This is a genomic window from Arsenicicoccus dermatophilus (assembly GCF_022568795.1).
In the GTDB taxonomy this organism is placed as follows: Bacteria; Actinomycetota; Actinomycetes; order Actinomycetales; family Dermatophilaceae; genus Arsenicicoccus; species Arsenicicoccus dermatophilus.
This window is the reverse complement of sequence record NZ_JAKZHU010000001.1, coordinates 2,823,509-2,838,996: the sequence shown is the minus strand read 5'-3', so window position 1 is coordinate 2,838,996 and position 15,488 is coordinate 2,823,509. Positions and strand designations below refer to the sequence as shown.

The following is a 15,488-nucleotide window of genomic DNA, read 5'->3' as shown; positions in this document are numbered from 1 at the left end:
CGCGGGACGGGCACGGCGAGGGCTGCTCGCCGGTGAGGGGCCGAGCGGTCCGCCGGTCGCGGTGAGTGGTCCCGACCTGTCCGTATGCCGGGAAGAGGCCCCTGATCACCCGGCGGGGACGTCGAGACCCGCTCAGAGGTCGACGATCCGCTCCGGAGTGATCCGCCCGCGAGCGGCGTCGAAGGCCGCCAGGCCCATCCCCCGCAAGCGTTCGCGTCGGTCCACCCGCTCAGGACCGACGATGCTGCCGACGAGCGTCCTGAGGAGGGGGCGACCGACCAGGTGGGTGGCCTCCCGGGTCGTGAGGCTGCCCTTCTGCCGCAGGTAGAGGAAGTTGGCGACCTGGCTGTAGCCGACCCGCCGATGCTGCGTGCGACCACCGTTGTCGTTGCCCTGGTGGACGATCACGGCCTCCATGGTCTGCACGAGCCGTCCGCGGCGCAGGAGCCGCCGGGAGAAGTCGAGATCTTCGAGCCAGGAGTACAGCGGAAGGCGCTCGTCGAAGGGGACGGCCCGGACCGCGGCGGCCCGCACCACCATGTTGGTCCCGTAGAGCCGGTCGATGTCGGTCAGCGTGGTGCCGGGGTCGGCCCAGCTGCTCTCCAGGGCGGCGGAGATCTCCTCGCCGGTGAGCGAGCGTCGTTCGACCACTCCGTCGCGGGCGACCCGCCCGGTCAGGCCGATCACGTCGGGATTGGTCTCCAGGACGGCCACGGCTCGCTCGAGGTAGTCGCTGCGGGGAACGCTGTCGTCGTCGAGGAAGACCACGACGTCCACGTCGTCCGGCAAGGCGCGGACGGCGGCATTGCGCTGGGCCGAGGCCCCGCGGGCGCCGTCGGCCACGACGATCGGTCGGCCTGCGAGGTGGTCGAGGTCGGGGGGGAGCATGTCGGCCAGCGGAGGTGCCACCACGATGGCTGCGGCGGGGCGGCTCTGGCCCCCGAGGGCGTGCAGGACCCGGCGGAGGGCATCGGGGCGATTCACGGTGGGGACGACGACACCGATGGTCATGTCTGCAACCTGTTCCGTGGGGGCCGTGCAGGCCGAGGTGTGAGGCTCCGGGGTTTCGGCATCAGTGCCTGGTGGGGGGCTCGTTCCAGGACCGGAAGGAACACTACGGGCGTCCTGGGACGGTTCCCAGTCGTGCGGGCACGAAACGTTTCTCCGCCGTCAGCCCGTGGAACGGTCGACGGCGACGTTCTCGGGGGTGTGCAGCCGCACCATGGTCCACGCGGCGGGGGCAGCCAGCAGAGAGCACCCTCCCAGACGAGCAGGGCGCGCAGGTGCTGGGCGGCGCGGGCGGCACCCGCAGCGCGGACCAGGCGACGGCGGCCGGCAGGGCAGCGGCGAGCGCGATCAGCACCGTGGTGCGGTCGGGCCCCGCCGGCATGACCAGATCGTATGGCGATGGACTGCGGCTCTCTAGGCTGTCGCGGGTGAGCAACGATGTCGCCCGGTCGGTCCTGCCCCTCCTCGCCCTGGACGGGGTGCGTGAGGCGGTCGACGCCGCCCGCGAGGCGTGCACGCAGCTGCGTTGGCACCAGGCGTTGCGCCGCCGCATCCCGGAGGCGGCGACGGAGTCGCGGGTGCGCGGGGCGCGGGACACGGCCTTCCTCGACGGGATCCAGCTGCCGGTGGAGACGGTGCGCGACCTGTCCCGCGGCGCGGTGACCTGGCACGAGGACCCGCTGCCGGACGAGCTGGTGATGCGGGGGGCGATCCAGGCGACGGCGGAGGCGGAGCACCTGAGGTCGGTGCTGGCGGCGGCGCCGCGGCAGGCGGTGGCCCGGCTGCACACGGCCGCCGCGTCGCCCCTGGTGGCCGCCGAGGCCCTGGGCCGGCCCCGGCGGACGGGGAGGAGTGCCTCGAGCTGGTCGAGGTCGGTCCCGCCGCGGACCCGGCCGCCCTGCCGGCCCGGCTGGACGGGGTCGTCGCGCTGCTGGCCGCCCTGGGGGAGGTGCCCGCCGGCGTGGTGGCGGCGCTGGTGCACGCGGAGGTCGCGGCGGCCCGCCCGTTCACCTATGGCAACGCCATGGTCGCGCGCGCCCTGGAGAGGGTCGTGGTGCAGGCGGCCGGGCTCGACCCGACCGGGGTGGCCGTCCCCGAGAGCGGCCACCGGTCGCTGGGGCAGACGGCGTATGTCGGGGCGCTGGCGGCCTATGCCACCGGGACGCCGGACGGGGTGCGGCTGTGGCTGCTGCACTGCTGCGACGCCATGGTCCGCGCCGCCGCCGCGGGCGGTCGCATCGCTGACGCTGTGCTCGCTGGCCGCACCGGTGAGTGACCGATGGCCAGCCCGTCTGGCCTAGACCGAGGTGTCACGTGGCAGATTGGATCGATCGCCTTGTTCAATCTTCAAGTTGTTGATCCAAATGGGTGACATTTCGGGGGGTTATGACCCCTATGACTAGTCATCGTCCCGGAGGAGGCCCATGATGGTCGTACGCGCTCCCTGCGGGTCGAGCGCAGTGCCTGGGCTCTTCCCCCCAGAGCCTAGGCACGGCGGCCCCAGTCACCCCCCCCCCCGGCTGGGGTCGCCCTGTATCCGCAGCCGGACGGCCCCGCGAGGTAGCCACCTCGCGGGGCCGTCCGGCTGTCCGCCCGCAGGTGGCGCGGGGGTGAGCCTGACCGGAACCCGCGGCGGGCAGCTGCTGTCCACAGGCTGCCGCGGTCCGGGCCCGGCCGTCCACAGGACCTCGCCGGCCCCTGGCTCCGGCGCCCGAGCCCCGGGAGGGTGGCCCCATGATCTCGATCGCGGTGCAGGGAGCGAGCGGTGGCCTGGGCGCCAGCTCGCTGGTGGCGGCCGTCGCCGTGCGCGGAGCGCAGAGCGGCCGGCAGGTCGTGTGCGTCGACCATGTCAGCAGCGGCGGCGGGCTCGACGTCGTCATGGGCATCGAGCAGCGTCCCGGGCTGCGGTGGCCGGACTTGCGCCGGGCCCGGGGGCACATCGACGGCGCGGAGCTGGTCGAGGCCCTGCCCTCCCGGCGCGGGGTGCACGTCCTGGCCGCCGATCGGGCGCACCCGCATCCCGTGGCCGGCGCAGCCGTGCGCGCGGTGCGGGACGCCCTGGCCGACGCCGCCGACCTGGTGCTCCACGACCTGCCCGACCCCGCCGCCGCGTCGTGGCCCGGAGCTGTCACGGGGCACGACCTGGTGGTGCTGCTCGCCGGCAGCCTGCCGCACCAGGTGTCGGCCGCAGCGGCCCGTCACGCCCTGCTGCGCGAGGTCGGATCGCCTGGCGGCGCCGACGGCCGGACGGTGCTGGTGGTGCGCGGTCGCTCCACGGACGACGCGTGGGCGCTCGCCGGCCTGCTGGACCTGCCTCTCCTCGCGGTCCTGAGGGAGGACCGGGCGCTGCCGGGAGCGCTGGCCCGAGGCGCCGTCCCGGGTGCCGCGCGGGGACCGCTGCGCGACGCCGCCGACCTCGTGCTCCTCGCCGCGCTGCAGCCGGCGGTGGCCGCATGAGCCTGCCACCGGGGGTCTGGCGGGAGATCAGCGAGGGACGTGGCCCCGACGAGGGCCGGGTCCGGTCGGTGGTCGCCGAGCAGCGCGTGGTCCTCGGCGACGGCGGCGCCAGGGCCGAGCTGGCCCGGGTCCGCCGGGACACCCTCGGGGCGGGTGAGCTGGACGACCTGCTCCGCACGCCCGGGGTCACCGATGTGCTGGTCAACGGCCCACGCTCGGTGTGGGTGGATCGCGGTCGTGGCCTGGAGCGCGCGGCGGTGGACCTCGGTGACGAGGCGCGGGTCCGGTCCCTGGCCTCCAGGCTGGCCGCCCGGGCCGGGCGCCGCCTCGACGACGCCTCGCCGTGGGTGGACGCGGTGCTGCCGTCCGGGGTGCGGCTGCACGCCGTCGTCGGAGCCATCACCCCAGAAGGGACCCTCATCTCCCTGCGCGTTCCTCGCCAGGCGCCGTGGTCGATCGCGGAGCTCGCCCGCCGGGGAGCGCTCGCCGGGCCGGTGGAGGAGGCTCTGACCGCCCTCGTCCGCCGGCGGGTGGCCTATCTCGTCACCGGGGGCACCGGCACGGGCAAGACGACCCTGCTGTCGGCGCTGCTGTCCTGCGCGCCCGTCGGCGAGCGCATCGTCCTGGTCGAGGACGCGTGCGAGCTGGCGCCGACCCACCCGCACGTGGTCCGGCTGCAGGCCCGGCACCCCAACGTCGAGGGGGTCGGCGGCGTCGACCTCACCGCCCTGGTGCGGCAGGCGCTGCGCATGCGACCCGACCGCCTCGTCGTCGGCGAGGTGCGTGGCGGGGAGGTGCGCGAGCTCCTGACGGCCCTCAACACCGGGCACGAGGGCGGGTGCGGCACGGTGCACGCCAACTCCGCCGCAGATCTGGTGGCCCGCCTGGAGGCGCTGGGAGCGTTGGCCGGGATGAGCCCGGCAGCTGTGTGGGCGCAGACCCGCAGCGGGCTGCGTGTGGTCGTCCACCTGGACCGATCGGGCGGCCTGCGCAGGGTCGCCGAGATCGGGGTGCTCGACCCCACCGGCGAGGGTCGTCCCCAGGTGCTGACCGCCCTGTCCGTCTCGCCGGAGGGTGTGTGCGAGGAGGGCCCTGGGCTGCCCCTCCTGCGCGACCTGCTGGGCGGCAAGGCGCCCCCAGCCGTGGGCTCCGCAGACGTGGACTCCGCCGTCGCGGGTGCAGCGGACGGGGGTGCAGCGGGTGTGGGCTTGGCAGGTGTGGGCCCCGACGGCGCGACGGGCCCGGGGCAGGGTGTCGCCGTCAGGAGCGCCCAGGGCCCCCGGCCGGGAGCCGTCCGATGACCCTCCTGGTGGCCGCCCTGACCGGGGTGTCCCTGGTCCTGCTCATCTGGCCCACCCGCAGCATCGGACCGGTGGTCCGGGCGACCCGGAGGCGGGGCGTCGGGCGGTCGGGCCCGTGGTCCCCCGCCGCCGTCGGCGCGGTGGCGCGGGGCTGGCTCCGGCGACCCGTCCTGCTGCGCCGAGCCCCGGACCCAGGTGTGCGCGACCGGGAGCTGCTCGCCGTGGCCGAGGCGCTCGCCTCGGCGCTGGGGGCGGGGCTCGACCTCACCGCTGCCCACGAGGTCGCCGTGGCCGCGGCCCCGACCGCGGTCCGCGACCTGTTCGTCCGGGCCGGCGCCCGGGGACCGGCCGACGCCTGGGCCGAGGTCGGGCACGACTCGGAGGTCGCCCGCGCGGTGGCGCGCGCCCTGGCCGTCTCCGGCGCGATCGGGAGCCCGGCGCGGGAGGCGGTGCGCCGCGCCGTGGCCGCGGGCCGGGACCGCCGCAGCCAGGCGGGCTCCGTCGACGCCGCCGTGGCAGGCGCCCGGGCGACGGCCCGGCTGCTCGCCGCGCTGCCGCTCGCGGGCCCGCTCGTGGTGCTGGCCCTCGGGCTGGACCCGGTCGCCACCTATGCGCATCCGCTCACCCTGCTGTCCTGCGCGCTGGGGGCGGGGTTGTGCGGGGTCGGTCAGCTGTGGGTGGCCCGCCAGGTGGACGTCGCCCGTCGCGAGCCGGTGGCGGAATGACCTGGTGGATCGCGGCACTCGCCGGTCTCGCTGTGCTGGTGCTGCCCGGTCGGCCGGGGCGTCCCCCAGCCGGTGCGGCGACCGAGGCGCCGGGCGACGGCGACCCCGCTGCCGCAGGCACCGCGGAGCCGCTGACCCTCGCCGCGGTCGCGGAGGCGGCCGACCTCCTCGCGGTGGCCCTGTCCGGGGGCGCGGCCCTCCTGGGTGCCCTGGACGTGGTGGCCGAGGCGCTGGGCGGCCGAGCCGGCGAGCAGCTGCGGGTGGTCTCGGCGGCGATGCGCTGGGGGCTGCCCGTGGGCGAGGCGTGGGGTCTGGCCCCGGCCGCCTGGGGCCCGGTCGCCTCGGCGTTCCGGGTCGCCGAGCGGGCGGGGGTCCCGCCGTCGGGGGTCCTCGTGCAGGCCGCCGCCGCGCTGCGCGAGGAGCAGGCTCAGGGAGCGGCCCTGCGGGCTGCGGAGCTGTCCGCGCGCATCGCCCTGCCCCTGGGGCTGACCTTCCTGCCAGGCTTCGTGCTCACCACCGTGCTGCCGGTCGTTCTCGCTCTGGCTCGCGCCCTCACCGCCGCCGGATGAGCGCGCGTCGGGGCGACGTCTCGGGCGTGGCGGCGTGAGCGAGGAGGGGGCGGCCTCGAGGCTGCGGTGCGCCTACGGGACGCGCCTACGGGACGCGGGTGAGAGCCGCGCGGTCAGGAGACGCGGGCGACGCGCCGGCGGTGCTTGTCGAGGCCGGCGGCCTGATCCGCCCGACGGATGCCCTCCTCGACGGAGCCCCCCGGCGGGCACACGGCCACCCCCAGGGACGCGGAGACCTGGTGGCCCAGGCGCCCGGACGCCTCGACCATCGCTCGCCGGGCCAGTCCCATGAAGTCCGGCATCGGATAACCCTGGGACACCGTGAACAGGACCCCGAACTCGTCGCCGCCCAGTCGGGCCACGACGGCGTCCTCCGGGCCGAGGGAGCGCATGACCTGGGCGACCTCTTGCAGCAGCAGGTCGCCGGCCTCGTGGCCGTAGGTGTCGTTGGTGGGCTTGAGATGGTCGACGTCGGCGACGAGGACCACCGCGGACCGGCGGTCGGGACGAGAGATCTCCACCGCTGTGCGGGCGACGGCCTCGTCCCACGCCCGACGGTTGTGCAGCCCCGTGAGCGGGTCGAAGTGCACCTGCTCGCGCACCTCGGTGTACGCCGTCTTGATCTCCTCGGCCTCCTTGCGGTGCGACTCCCGGTCCGACTTCATCAGTCGGACGAGGACGATGGGTGTCGCGAGCAGCAGGTAGGCCGCCGGCCGGGTCTGGGCGGTCGCGACGATGCAGAAGCCGATGGGGGCCAGCAGCGCGTCGACCGAGAAGGTCCACAGCAGCGGCCGGGCCATCTGGCGAGGGGTCACCCCCTGCACGGCGCCCCGCAGCAGCGCCGCCACCCCGTCGAACGCGAACTGGGCGGTGAGCGCCAGCAGCAGCGTCTCGGTCGTGACGGCGTCAGGGCCCGGCCACCCCGCCGACGCGAGCACCAGGGCCGGGCCCAGGCAGTGGAAAGCCTGCCCGACACGTTGGAACAGCCCATGGAGGACGTGGGAGATCGGCCATTCGTCGAAGCCACCGAGCGTGACGGCGACGGCCACTGCCGCCGGGGCCCAGCCGGGTGGCGACGTCAGCATCAGGGCGACGAGAACCGGCTCGGTGGCCACGAAGGCCCCCGACACGGAGGGGAAGACCGTGCGGTACCCCACCACGTAGAGCGCGACGAGGCCGATGGTCAGGGCGGCCTGGGGTGGTGACACCGTGACCGGCCGGGCGCACAGCACCACCCCGGTCATGACTGCCAGGGTGTAGGCGATGACTGTTCCGCGGTCCAACAGGCTCGGAGGTGCCGACTTCAGCTCTTCCCTGAGCGCGTCGGCGGGAGGGACCTCCAGCACGCCTACCGGCTGGAGGTCAGCCCGTCTGTGTCTTCCGGTACCGAACACCGGCTAGTTGGTGTTGTACCGCCAGGGGTCGACCATGACGTCGTCGACCTGGAAGAACCCGTCGACCGCGTCGAAGGCCACGGTGGTCTGCTGCTTCCCGGTCTGGTCGGTCCAGTCGGGGACGACCATCGTGGGCGACAGCTTCCACCGGGTGCTCGCACCGTCGAGCAGGTAGCTCGTGGTGTAGCTCGAGGCGTAGAGGACGGTGCTGGTGGACGTCACCCGGATCCGCAGGGTGGACCCGGGGCGGCCGGTGCCGCGGTAGAAGAACCGGGCCCGGTCGTGGGTGCTGTCGGTGCAGAAGGAGTCGCTCGTGGCGGTCGCGCCGGCCGGCAGGGACAGGGAGCCGCCGCCGGCGCCCATGACGTCCTGCGGGGCCGAGTCGGCAGCTGCCATGGCGCCACCGGTGGTGTTCCAGGAGGTGACTCCGTCGACGAACGACCCGTTGCCGACGAGGTAGTACCAGCCGTCGTCGCCATAGGACGCCAGGGCCTGGGAGGTGGGCGGGACGGGGCAGCCGCCCTGGGCGAGGGAGCCGGGCGGGGTGGGGTCGGGTGCGGCGTGCGCCGCCCCGACGGGCAGGGTCAGGCCGAGGGACAGGGCAGCGACTGCGAGCCGGCGGCGCATGTGGCACTCCAGACACGAGGGGCGACGAGTGATAGCCCGAGTGCAAGAAGCATGGCACCCTTTGCGGGGCTTTGCCCAGGTTCGATACCCCCGTACAGGTGTTTTTTCCGGGGTTATATACCTCTGAGTAGGCGATAGTCGCTCTTCGAATCGATTCTGCCTAGGGCAGATAGATCCCCCGAACGGGCGAACCAGGGCCGCGTGCTCCTGGAGCCCCGGGGTGAAGTCCGGTGCGGCGTGCTCGCGGCTCGCCCGCCGCGCGGCCTTGTCCGCGCGGGCCCGCTCGTCCGCGACGAGCACTGCGCGCTCGAGGTCGCCGTCGGCCTCCAGGTGTGCCTGCCCGAGCGAGGCGGACACTCGCACCGGGAGCCCGCCCTCGTGGCGGCGCAACGCCTGGCGCACCGAGGTCACCAGGTCCACCTCGCCCCGTCGGGCGGGGGCCACCGAGAGGACGGCGAACTCGTCCCCGCCCAGCCGGGCGACGGTGGCGTCGGCGGGGGCGCAGTCGCGCAGCAGCGCGGCGAACTCGGTGATCAGCCGGTCCCCGACCTCGTGGCCATAGGTGTCGTTGGCGACCTTGAGCTTGTCCAGGTCCGCGACCAGCACCGTGCCGACGAGGTGGGAGTCGGCGTGCAGCCGGTCCTTGGCGGCCCGGACCGAGCGATCCCACCCGAGGCGGTTGGCGCAGCCGGTCATCGGATCGGTCTGGGCGGCGGCGTCGGCGGCAGAGAACTTCGTCTGCATCTCGAGCGCCTGGCGCAGATAGGCCTCCCGGTCGGCGCCGAGGAAGCGCACCAGGAGGATCGGGGCGAGGACGAGCAGCAGGAGCAGCGGAGTCCGGCCGTGGGCCGACTGCGCCAGGCCCCAGCCGATGACCGCCATCAGGGCATCGATCGTCCAGGTCCAGACGAGCGGACGCACCAGGGCGCGGGCCGGAGTCTTGGACGGCCGGTCCAGCAGGTAGGCCGCCACGGCATCGGTCAGGAACTGCGCCAGGATCGCCGCCGCCAGGAGGGGGAGGGAGGGATGGGCCACCCCGGCGGGACCACGGGTGTGCCACAGGGCCGCCACCGGCGCGAAGACGTGCAGGACGTTGCCGACCTCGAACGCCAACGACCGCGGCGTCCGTTTGCCGTCGACCACGCTGGCCAGCACCACCGCGGTGAGGATCATGGCGGGGACCAGGTGCAGGGGGAGGTCAGGAGCGCGGCCACGAGGACCGGCATGGTGGGCACGGAACCGCCCACGGACGACTGGAAGGGCGACAGGTACGCGAAGAGGTAGAGCAGGGTGAGGCCGACCCCCGCCAGCGAGGCGACCCAGGACAGCTCGCCCGGTCCGAGGAGGAGGACCGCCGGCGCCGCGAGGACGCTGATGAGGCCGGGTGCCATCCCGGCTCCCCGTCGGGCCCAGGAGGACTCCTGCCAGTGCCGGTCCGGCCTGCGGGCCTGCGGTTCGTGGGACTCCTGGTCCGCCGACCCGGCATACGGCTGGACCCCCGGCGCCGCGGGGCGTCGGGGGCGGAGCAGCCCGCGGTCGATCAGTACCCCCAGGCGCGCCACGGGTCGACGAGGACGTCGTCGACCTGGATCGGGCGGGCGGTCTGGTAGGTCGACGCGTTGCCGAACTGGAGGGACACCAGCTGGACGCCGTCGTAGGAGTAGTTCGGGATCGACAGGACGGGCGAGAGACGCCAGCCGGTGAAGGACGCGTCCAGGCGGTAGTTGTAGGTGTAGACGCCGGTGTCCGACGTGATGATCGCCTTGACGGACAGGACCGAGCCGCTCTGACCGGTGCCCTTGTAGAAGAAGCGGGTGGTCTCCTCGCCGGCCGACAGGCACAGGTCGGGGCTCTTGGCCCAGGCGCCGGTGGAGAGCGACAGCGAGTTCTGGGAGGAGGCGGGGTTGACGTACCAGGGCTCGTTCTCGGGGGAGATTCCGTAGGAGCCGTCCCAGCCGGCGGTGGGCGAGGCGAAGGAGCCGTTGTCGACCTCGAAGTACTCGTTGGTGTCGCCGAACCTGGACAGCATCGGGGAGGTGGTGCGGGTCGGGCAGCTCGTGGGGAGCGGGTACGTCGCGGCCTGGGCGGGAGCGGCTGCGGCGATCCCGCCGGCCAGGGCGGCGACGGCGGTGGCAACGGCAGCGAGGGCCTTGCGCATGGGAACTCCTGGGTAGTGACGAGAACGGACCATCTCATTACGCTCCGTGTGGACTGAGTCCATCTCATCAGGGCGACCGGTCCCGCGAAGGCTCCGGAGGTGTCCTGGCACCCCAATGGCGAGCGCAAATACCTCGCCGGGCCCAAGCCCGATCAGCGGACGTCAGCGATCCGTGACGAAGGGCAACTCTCGTCATGGCTCTTCGTGACTATCCGCTACTTGCTGGTAGGGAGGGTCGCGCAGATGCCCCCGAAAGGGGCACGATGAGCGAGTCGCCGACCAAGGAGAACCCTGTGACCGACTTCCTGTCCCAGCCCGCTCACCTCATCCTGCTCCCCACCGAGGGGGTGGCCTCCCACGTCGCCGAGCAGCTCCGGGCCGAGGGCTTCGACTCGGTCGCCGTGGTCCGCGATGCCCAGTCCTGGGGCGTGCGCATCACCGACGACCGGCTGCCGGTGGACGAGGGCGGCGCGGCCGCCGGGCTGCGCACCCGCTTCGAGGCCCTCGCGGCCGAGCACGAGGGGCGCTACGTCGCGGACGAAGCCTGCGGAACCCGTCCCTGAGCGTCGCTGTCCACAGCTCTTCGCGGTCCCTGCACGCCCCTCCACAGGGCGCGGCGCGGCCCGGTGCGTGACCCCTGCCCCTGTCCACGATGGTGCTCGTCAACCCCCGAGGTGAGGAGCAGGAGATGGGTCAGGTCATGAGGGCGTCCGGGCTGCACGGACGGTGCCACCGGTGGTGGAGCGAGGTCGTGTCCCGGGCCCGACGTGGGGCCGAGGCCGGGATGACCACCGCGGAGTATGCCGTGGGAACGATCGCAGCCGTCGCCTTCGCGGCGACCCTGATCGCCATCGTCCGCTCGGACGCCGTGCGGTCCGCGCTGACGGGTATCATCACCGCGGCGCTGGCGACCCGAGGCTGAGCCGGTGGTCACGGCCGAGCTGGCCCTCGGGACCGGCGCCGTGGTCCTGACCCTTGCGACCGGCCTGCAGGCGGTGGCCCTGGGGATCGACCAGGTGCGCTGCGTGGATGCCGCCCACGTCGCCGCACGCGCGGCCGCCCGGGGTAATCCGGTGGACCAGGTGCGGGCGCTCGCCGCAGGCCGCGCCCCGCGGGGCAGCACCGTCACGGTCACGACGGGCGAGTGGGCGGTCGTGCAGGTGACGGCGCCCCGGGACGGTCCGGTCCGGTGGCTGGCCGAGGCGGTCGGGGCGCACGCCGAGGCGGCCGTCCCGGTCGAGGGCGGCGGGCATGCCTGAGCTGCGGCCGGCCCTGCGCGGGCGTGCCGGACCAGGCGCCGACGAGCGAGGCTCGGGGTCGGTGCTCGGCCTCGCGACGTGCGCGGTGCTGCTCGTGCTGGTGGTGGCCGCCCTGACCCTCGTCCCGGCGGTGCTGGCCGCGCACCGGGCGCGGGGTGCAGCAGACCTCGCCGCCGTGGCAGGCGCGACGGCGGCCGCTCGTGGCGGCGATCCCTGCATGGTCGCGCGGGCCGTGGGGGCCCGCGCGGACGCCCAGCTCGCGGGGTGCCGCGCGGTCGGCCCGGACGTCACGGTCGAGATGTCCGTCGCGGGTCCCCGTGGTCTTCCCCGGCCAGGGCGCAGGCCCGCGCGGGACCCCGCACCTCCAGGAGATCGGCGCCCGCTGGCTGAGCCTTCGCGGAGCGACGAGCCGGGGGTCTCCCAGGTCCACCGGCCGCCCGGACCCCGGGTGCGCCCGACGGGCCGGCTGGGCGGTGAACGCCGAGGGGGACCGCCGGCGACCTCGGTCGCGGGTGGTCCCCCTCGGGGATGTCGGAGCAGGTGCGCCCTGCCCTCGACCGTCGGTTCAGCGGTGGTTCTCCTCGACGCCGGTGGCGCCGTCGCGCGGGAGGTCGGCCGTGGAGCGCTCACGGTCGAGGCGGTCCTTCTCCTTCTGCTCGCGGCGCAGCTCCTTGAGCTCGCGACGTTTGCGGGCGGAGTGGCGGGCGCCGAGCGACATCAGCCACAGGCCCAGGGCGAGGGCCAGCGTGGATGCGACACCGAGGAAGAAGACGGCGGTGGGGGAGATCGACAGGGTGTTGCCGAGGAAGTTCCAGCTGATCTGGTTGACGTCGGCCGACGGCAGACCGTAGACCGCGAGGACGCCGGCGAGGAGTGCGGCGAGGACGAGGAGGAGGCCGAGAACGACCATAGGGGGGCTCCTGAGGTGAGGAAGGTGACGCTGCGGATAAGGATGCCCCGGAACGGGTGACAACCGGGACGACTCGGGCAGCAGGTTACGGGAGCCGAAAGGGCGGAGGGGCCACATCGGGCGAACCCGTGATCATCTCGTGCACGAGCCCGTCGAGGAGTCGCAGCGCCCCGGCCTTGTCCAGCGGCTCGTTGCCGTTGCCGCACTTCGGCGACTGCACGCAGGACGGGCATCCCGCCTGGCACCCGCAGGCCCGGATGGCGTCCGCGGTCGACCGCAGCCAGGTGGTCGCCCGCTCGTAGCCGCGCTCGGCGAAGCCCGCTCCGCCCTGGTGGCCGTCATACACCAGGATCGTGGGCAGGCCGGTGTCCGGGTGCAGCGGGGTGGAGACGCCGCCGACGTCCCAGCGGTCGGCGGTGGCCACCAGCGGGAGCATGCCGATGGCGGCGTGCTCGGCCGCGTGGGTGGCCCCAGGCACCACCGTCGCGTCGATCCCGTGCCGGTCGAGCCAGTCCTCGGTCATGGTCCACCAGACCCCACGGGTGTGCAGCCGGGACTCGGGCAGCTCCAGCGGGTGCTCGCCCAGCACCTCTCCGGACGGCAGCCGGCGCAGGAAGGACGTCACCCGGGACCGCACCGCGACGCTGCCGAAGGCCAGCCGCAGGTCGGCCCCCAGCTGCTCGTGGCGCTCCTCGGCCAGCAGGTCGAAGGCCGACTCGGTGCGGGCCGTGGTGGTCCACCCCGGGTCCCCGGCGACCACCAGGGCGCAGGCGTCGTCCAGGTCCAGCTCGGTGACGACGTACGACCGTCCCTGGTGGACGTAGACCGCCCCGGCGTGGACCTGGCGCTGGGCCGCGGTGTGGTCGACCGTGCCCAGCACGGCTCCGGTGCGCCGCTCGACGATGCGGACCACGGCCTCCCCGGAGCCCCGCAACGAGACGTGGTCGTGGGCCCGGTCCGAGCGCGCCCAGTACCACCCGCCGTTCGGCCGACGGCGCAGGATCCCCCGCTGGGTGAGCGTCTGCAGCAGGGGACCCGTCGAGGGACCGAAGACCGCCTCGTCGGCCTGGGTCAGCGGCAGCTCCGCCGCGGCCGCAGCCAGGTGCGGGGCGAGGACGTAGGGGTTGTCCGGGTCCACGACGGTGGCCTCGACCGGCCGGGAGAAGATCGCCTCCGGGTGGGTGACCAGGTAGGTGTCGAGCGGGTCGTCGTCCGCCACGAGCACCGCCAGCGCCTCGCGCCCGGACCGGCCCGCCCGTCCGGCCTGCTGCCACAGCGAGGCGAAGGTGCCCGGCCACCCGCACAGCAGCACGGCGTCCAGACCCGACACGTCGATGCCGAGCTCGAGCGCGTTGGTGGCCGCGAGTCCCACCACCGACCGGCTGCGCAGGGCCCGCTCCAGGTCGCGGCGCTCCTCGGGCAGGTAGCCGCCGCGATAGGCCGCCACCCGCCCGCCGTCGCCGTGCCGTATCCCGCGTGCGGTCTCGGCGAGCACCTCGACCCCCTTGCGGGACCGGGCGAAGGCGACGGTCTGCACCCCCTCGTCGACCAGACGGGCGAGCAGGTCGGCGCCCTCGGTGAGCGTCGACCGACGGCTCGCCGCGATCGAGCCGTCGGCCAGGTCCTCGGGCGAGACCACGTCCCCGTGCTCGTCGAGCAGCGGCGGCTCCCACAGCGCGAACGACATCGCCGCCCGCGGCGACCCGTCGTCGGTCACCGCCTCGCAGGGCAGGCCGGTGAGCCGCTGCGCGTGGGCGGCCGGCTCGGCGACCGTGGCGGAGGCGAGGACGAAGGTCGGGGTCGCGCAATACCGCGCACACACCCGTCGTAGCCGCCGCAGCAGGGCAGCCAGGTGGGCGCCGAAGACGCCCCGGTAGACGTGGCACTCGTCGACCACCACGTAGCGCAGCGACCGCAGGAAGGACGCCCATCGCTCGTGCTGCGGGAGCAAGGAGTGGTGCACCAGGTCCGGGTTGGTCAGCACGTAGTGCGCGTGCTGACGGATCCAGCGGCGCTCGTCGGCCGGGGTGTCGCCGTCGTACGTCGTCGCGCGCAGACCGGGCAGCTGCAGGGCCGAGAGGCGGGCGAGCTGGTCGGCGGCCAGGGCCTTGGTGGGGGACAGGTAGAGCACCGTCGCGCCGCGCCCCGACCGCGCCCCCAGCCCGTCGAGCACCGCCGTGAGGGCGGGCATCAGATAGCCGTAGGACTTGCCGGAGGCCGTGCCCGTCGCCAGCACCGTATGACGTCCCGCCCACGCGAGCTCCGCGGCGCTCACCTGGTGCGTCCACGGCTCGGTCACGCCGGCGCCCTCCCACGCCGCCCGCAGCCTCGGGTGCACCCAGGTCGGCCACGGCGCGGTCCGGGCCGCCCGATCGGGGAGCGTCTCGACGTGGCGCAGCCGCTCCAGCCGCGACCCGCGGGTGAGCTCGGCGAGGGCGCGGCCGGGCTCGAAGGGTCGCCCGGTGGCGGGGTCAGGGGTGGCGGGCATCGGCTCCACGGTACGCGGCGGAGTCCGTGACCTGAATGTGTCACCGCCCGCGTATGCGCCATCGCTCCCCGGGTATGGAACGAGACAACGAAGCGCCACGCCGCGTGGCGAGCGGTCAAGCCACGGCCGGTTCCGAGCCCCTCGTGACGAGGGAGTGCACCTCGGGTATCACCCGAGCCGGGAGGACCGATGACTGCCCAGCTGACCCCGACCGCCATCCGCGACGGCCAGGTCGTCCTGCGGGCGACAGGCGAGCTCGACATCGTCGAGGCCCCGCGCCTGGCCCGCGCCCTGGACGCCCTGGCCGCGGCGGGCGCCTGCCGCCTCGTCCTGGACCTGACCGACCTGGACCTGGTGGACGCGGCCGTGATCGACGTGCTGGTGTCGCGACTGCGGGCGCTGCGTGCGCGCGGCGGTGACCTGGTGGTGGCGGCGCGGGCCGAGCGGATCGTCCGCCCCTTCACGGTCACCCGCACCGACGCGATCCTCGCGATCGTGTCGACCGTCGCGGACGCCCAGGGCGTGGCCGAGCTGCGGGCCCGCCGCGTCGCGCACGGCGAGCCCCGCGCTGCCCGCCGCCGCGCCTCCTGAC

16 protein-coding genes and 1 pseudogene are annotated in these 15,488 nt (G+C 74.6%); 10 read left to right on the top strand and 7 right to left on the bottom strand.

The genetic code is table 11. The annotated features are described in order from the left end of the window. Nucleotides 1-132: 132 nt before the first annotated feature. Nucleotides 133-1,011: a glycosyltransferase family 2 protein gene (locus MM438_RS13175; protein WP_241453134.1), complete on the bottom strand. Its 879-nt coding sequence runs from the start codon at nt 1,009-1,011 to the stop codon at nt 133-135. A gap of 946 nt (nt 1,012-1,957) precedes the next feature. On the opposite strand from MM438_RS13175, the gene MM438_RS13170 reads away from it, so the two are divergent. The 5 genes from MM438_RS13170 (at nt 1,958) to MM438_RS13150 (ending at nt 6,060) form a co-directional block, all read left to right on the top strand. Further along, nucleotides 1,958-2,284: a hypothetical protein gene (locus tag MM438_RS13170; RefSeq protein ID WP_241453132.1), complete on the top strand. Its 327-nt coding sequence runs from the start codon at nt 1,958-1,960 to the stop codon at nt 2,282-2,284. Between the two features lie 458 nt (nt 2,285-2,742). Further along, nucleotides 2,743-3,465 (top strand): CpaE-like family protein, encoded by a 723-nt coding sequence (locus MM438_RS13165; RefSeq protein ID WP_241453131.1) that lies wholly within the window; start codon nt 2,743-2,745, stop codon nt 3,463-3,465. Beyond that, complete coding sequence (locus MM438_RS13160) at nt 3,462-4,766, top strand: TadA family conjugal transfer-associated ATPase (protein WP_241453127.1); 1,305 nt, start codon at nt 3,462-3,464, stop codon at nt 4,764-4,766. The genes MM438_RS13165 and MM438_RS13160 overlap by 4 nt, the downstream gene beginning before the upstream one ends. After that, nucleotides 4,763-5,491 carry a hypothetical protein gene (locus MM438_RS13155; RefSeq protein WP_241453125.1) on the top strand — a complete coding sequence of 243 codons (729 nt, stop codon included), beginning with the start codon at nt 4,763-4,765 and terminating at the stop codon, nt 5,489-5,491. Before MM438_RS13160 ends, MM438_RS13155 begins: the two co-directional genes overlap by 4 nt. Then, nucleotides 5,488-6,060 carry a type II secretion system F family protein gene (locus MM438_RS13150; RefSeq protein WP_241453123.1) on the top strand — a complete coding sequence of 191 codons (573 nt, stop codon included), beginning with the start codon at nt 5,488-5,490 and terminating at the stop codon, nt 6,058-6,060. The genes MM438_RS13155 and MM438_RS13150 overlap by 4 nt, the downstream gene beginning before the upstream one ends. 113 nt (nt 6,061-6,173) lie before the next feature. On the opposite strand, the gene MM438_RS13145 is transcribed toward MM438_RS13150, so the two are convergent. The 4 genes from MM438_RS13145 to MM438_RS13130 all read right to left on the bottom strand — a co-directional run bounded on the left by MM438_RS13145 (nt 6,174) and on the right by MM438_RS13130 (nt 10,239). Next, the gene (locus MM438_RS13145; RefSeq protein ID WP_241453120.1) at nt 6,174-7,304 is read right to left on the bottom strand and encodes a GGDEF domain-containing protein; all 1,131 of its coding nucleotides are present in this window, start codon (nt 7,302-7,304) and stop codon (nt 6,174-6,176) included. A 153-nt stretch (nt 7,305-7,457) separates the two neighbouring features. Continuing rightward, nucleotides 7,458-9,254, bottom strand: a complete 1,797-nt coding sequence (locus tag MM438_RS13140) for a GGDEF domain-containing protein (protein WP_241453119.1) — start codon at nt 9,252-9,254, stop codon at nt 7,458-7,460. After that, entirely contained in the window at nt 9,251-9,643 is a 393-nt protein-coding gene (locus tag MM438_RS13135; protein ID WP_241453117.1) for a hypothetical protein, read from the bottom strand. Before MM438_RS13135 ends, MM438_RS13140 begins: the two co-directional genes overlap by 4 nt. Continuing rightward, complete coding sequence (locus MM438_RS13130; RefSeq protein WP_241453116.1) at nt 9,622-10,239, bottom strand: hypothetical protein; 618 nt, start codon at nt 10,237-10,239, stop codon at nt 9,622-9,624. Before MM438_RS13130 ends, MM438_RS13135 begins: the two co-directional genes overlap by 22 nt. 263 nt (nt 10,240-10,502) lie before the next feature. Here MM438_RS13130 and MM438_RS13125 point away from each other — a divergent pair, with 263 nt between their 5' ends. From MM438_RS13125 to MM438_RS16970, 4 genes and pseudogenes are all read left to right on the top strand, one after another. Then, nucleotides 10,503-10,802, top strand: a complete 300-nt coding sequence (locus tag MM438_RS13125; protein ID WP_241453114.1) for a hypothetical protein — start codon at nt 10,503-10,505, stop codon at nt 10,800-10,802. A 125-nt stretch (nt 10,803-10,927) separates the two neighbouring features. Then, nucleotides 10,928-11,161, top strand: coding sequence for a DUF4244 domain-containing protein (locus MM438_RS13120; RefSeq protein WP_241453111.1), 234 nt, complete (start codon nt 10,928-10,930; stop codon nt 11,159-11,161). Between the two features lie 4 nt (nt 11,162-11,165). Then, complete coding sequence (locus MM438_RS13115; protein ID WP_241453523.1) at nt 11,166-11,498, top strand: TadE family type IV pilus minor pilin; 333 nt, start codon at nt 11,166-11,168, stop codon at nt 11,496-11,498. After that, nucleotides 11,491-11,829: pseudogene (locus tag MM438_RS16970) on the top strand (Rv3654c family TadE-like protein); the annotation flags it as partial. The gene MM438_RS13115 and the pseudogene MM438_RS16970, both read left to right, overlap by 8 nt. A 234-nt stretch (nt 11,830-12,063) precedes the next feature. Here MM438_RS16970 and MM438_RS13110 read toward each other — a convergent pair. Beyond that, nucleotides 12,064-12,408: a hypothetical protein gene (locus MM438_RS13110; protein WP_241453109.1), complete on the bottom strand. Its 345-nt coding sequence runs from the start codon at nt 12,406-12,408 to the stop codon at nt 12,064-12,066. An 85-nt stretch (nt 12,409-12,493) separates the two neighbouring features. Further along, nucleotides 12,494-14,896: a DEAD/DEAH box helicase gene (locus MM438_RS13105; protein WP_241453108.1), complete on the bottom strand. Its 2,403-nt coding sequence runs from the start codon at nt 14,894-14,896 to the stop codon at nt 12,494-12,496. 189 nt (nt 14,897-15,085) lie between these two features. Here MM438_RS13105 and MM438_RS13100 point away from each other — a divergent pair, with 189 nt between their 5' ends. Beyond that, on the top strand, nt 15,086-15,487 hold the full coding sequence (locus MM438_RS13100) for an anti-sigma factor antagonist (protein WP_241453107.1): 402 nt from the start codon (nt 15,086-15,088) through the stop codon (nt 15,485-15,487). Nucleotide 15,488: the final 1 nt, after the last annotated feature.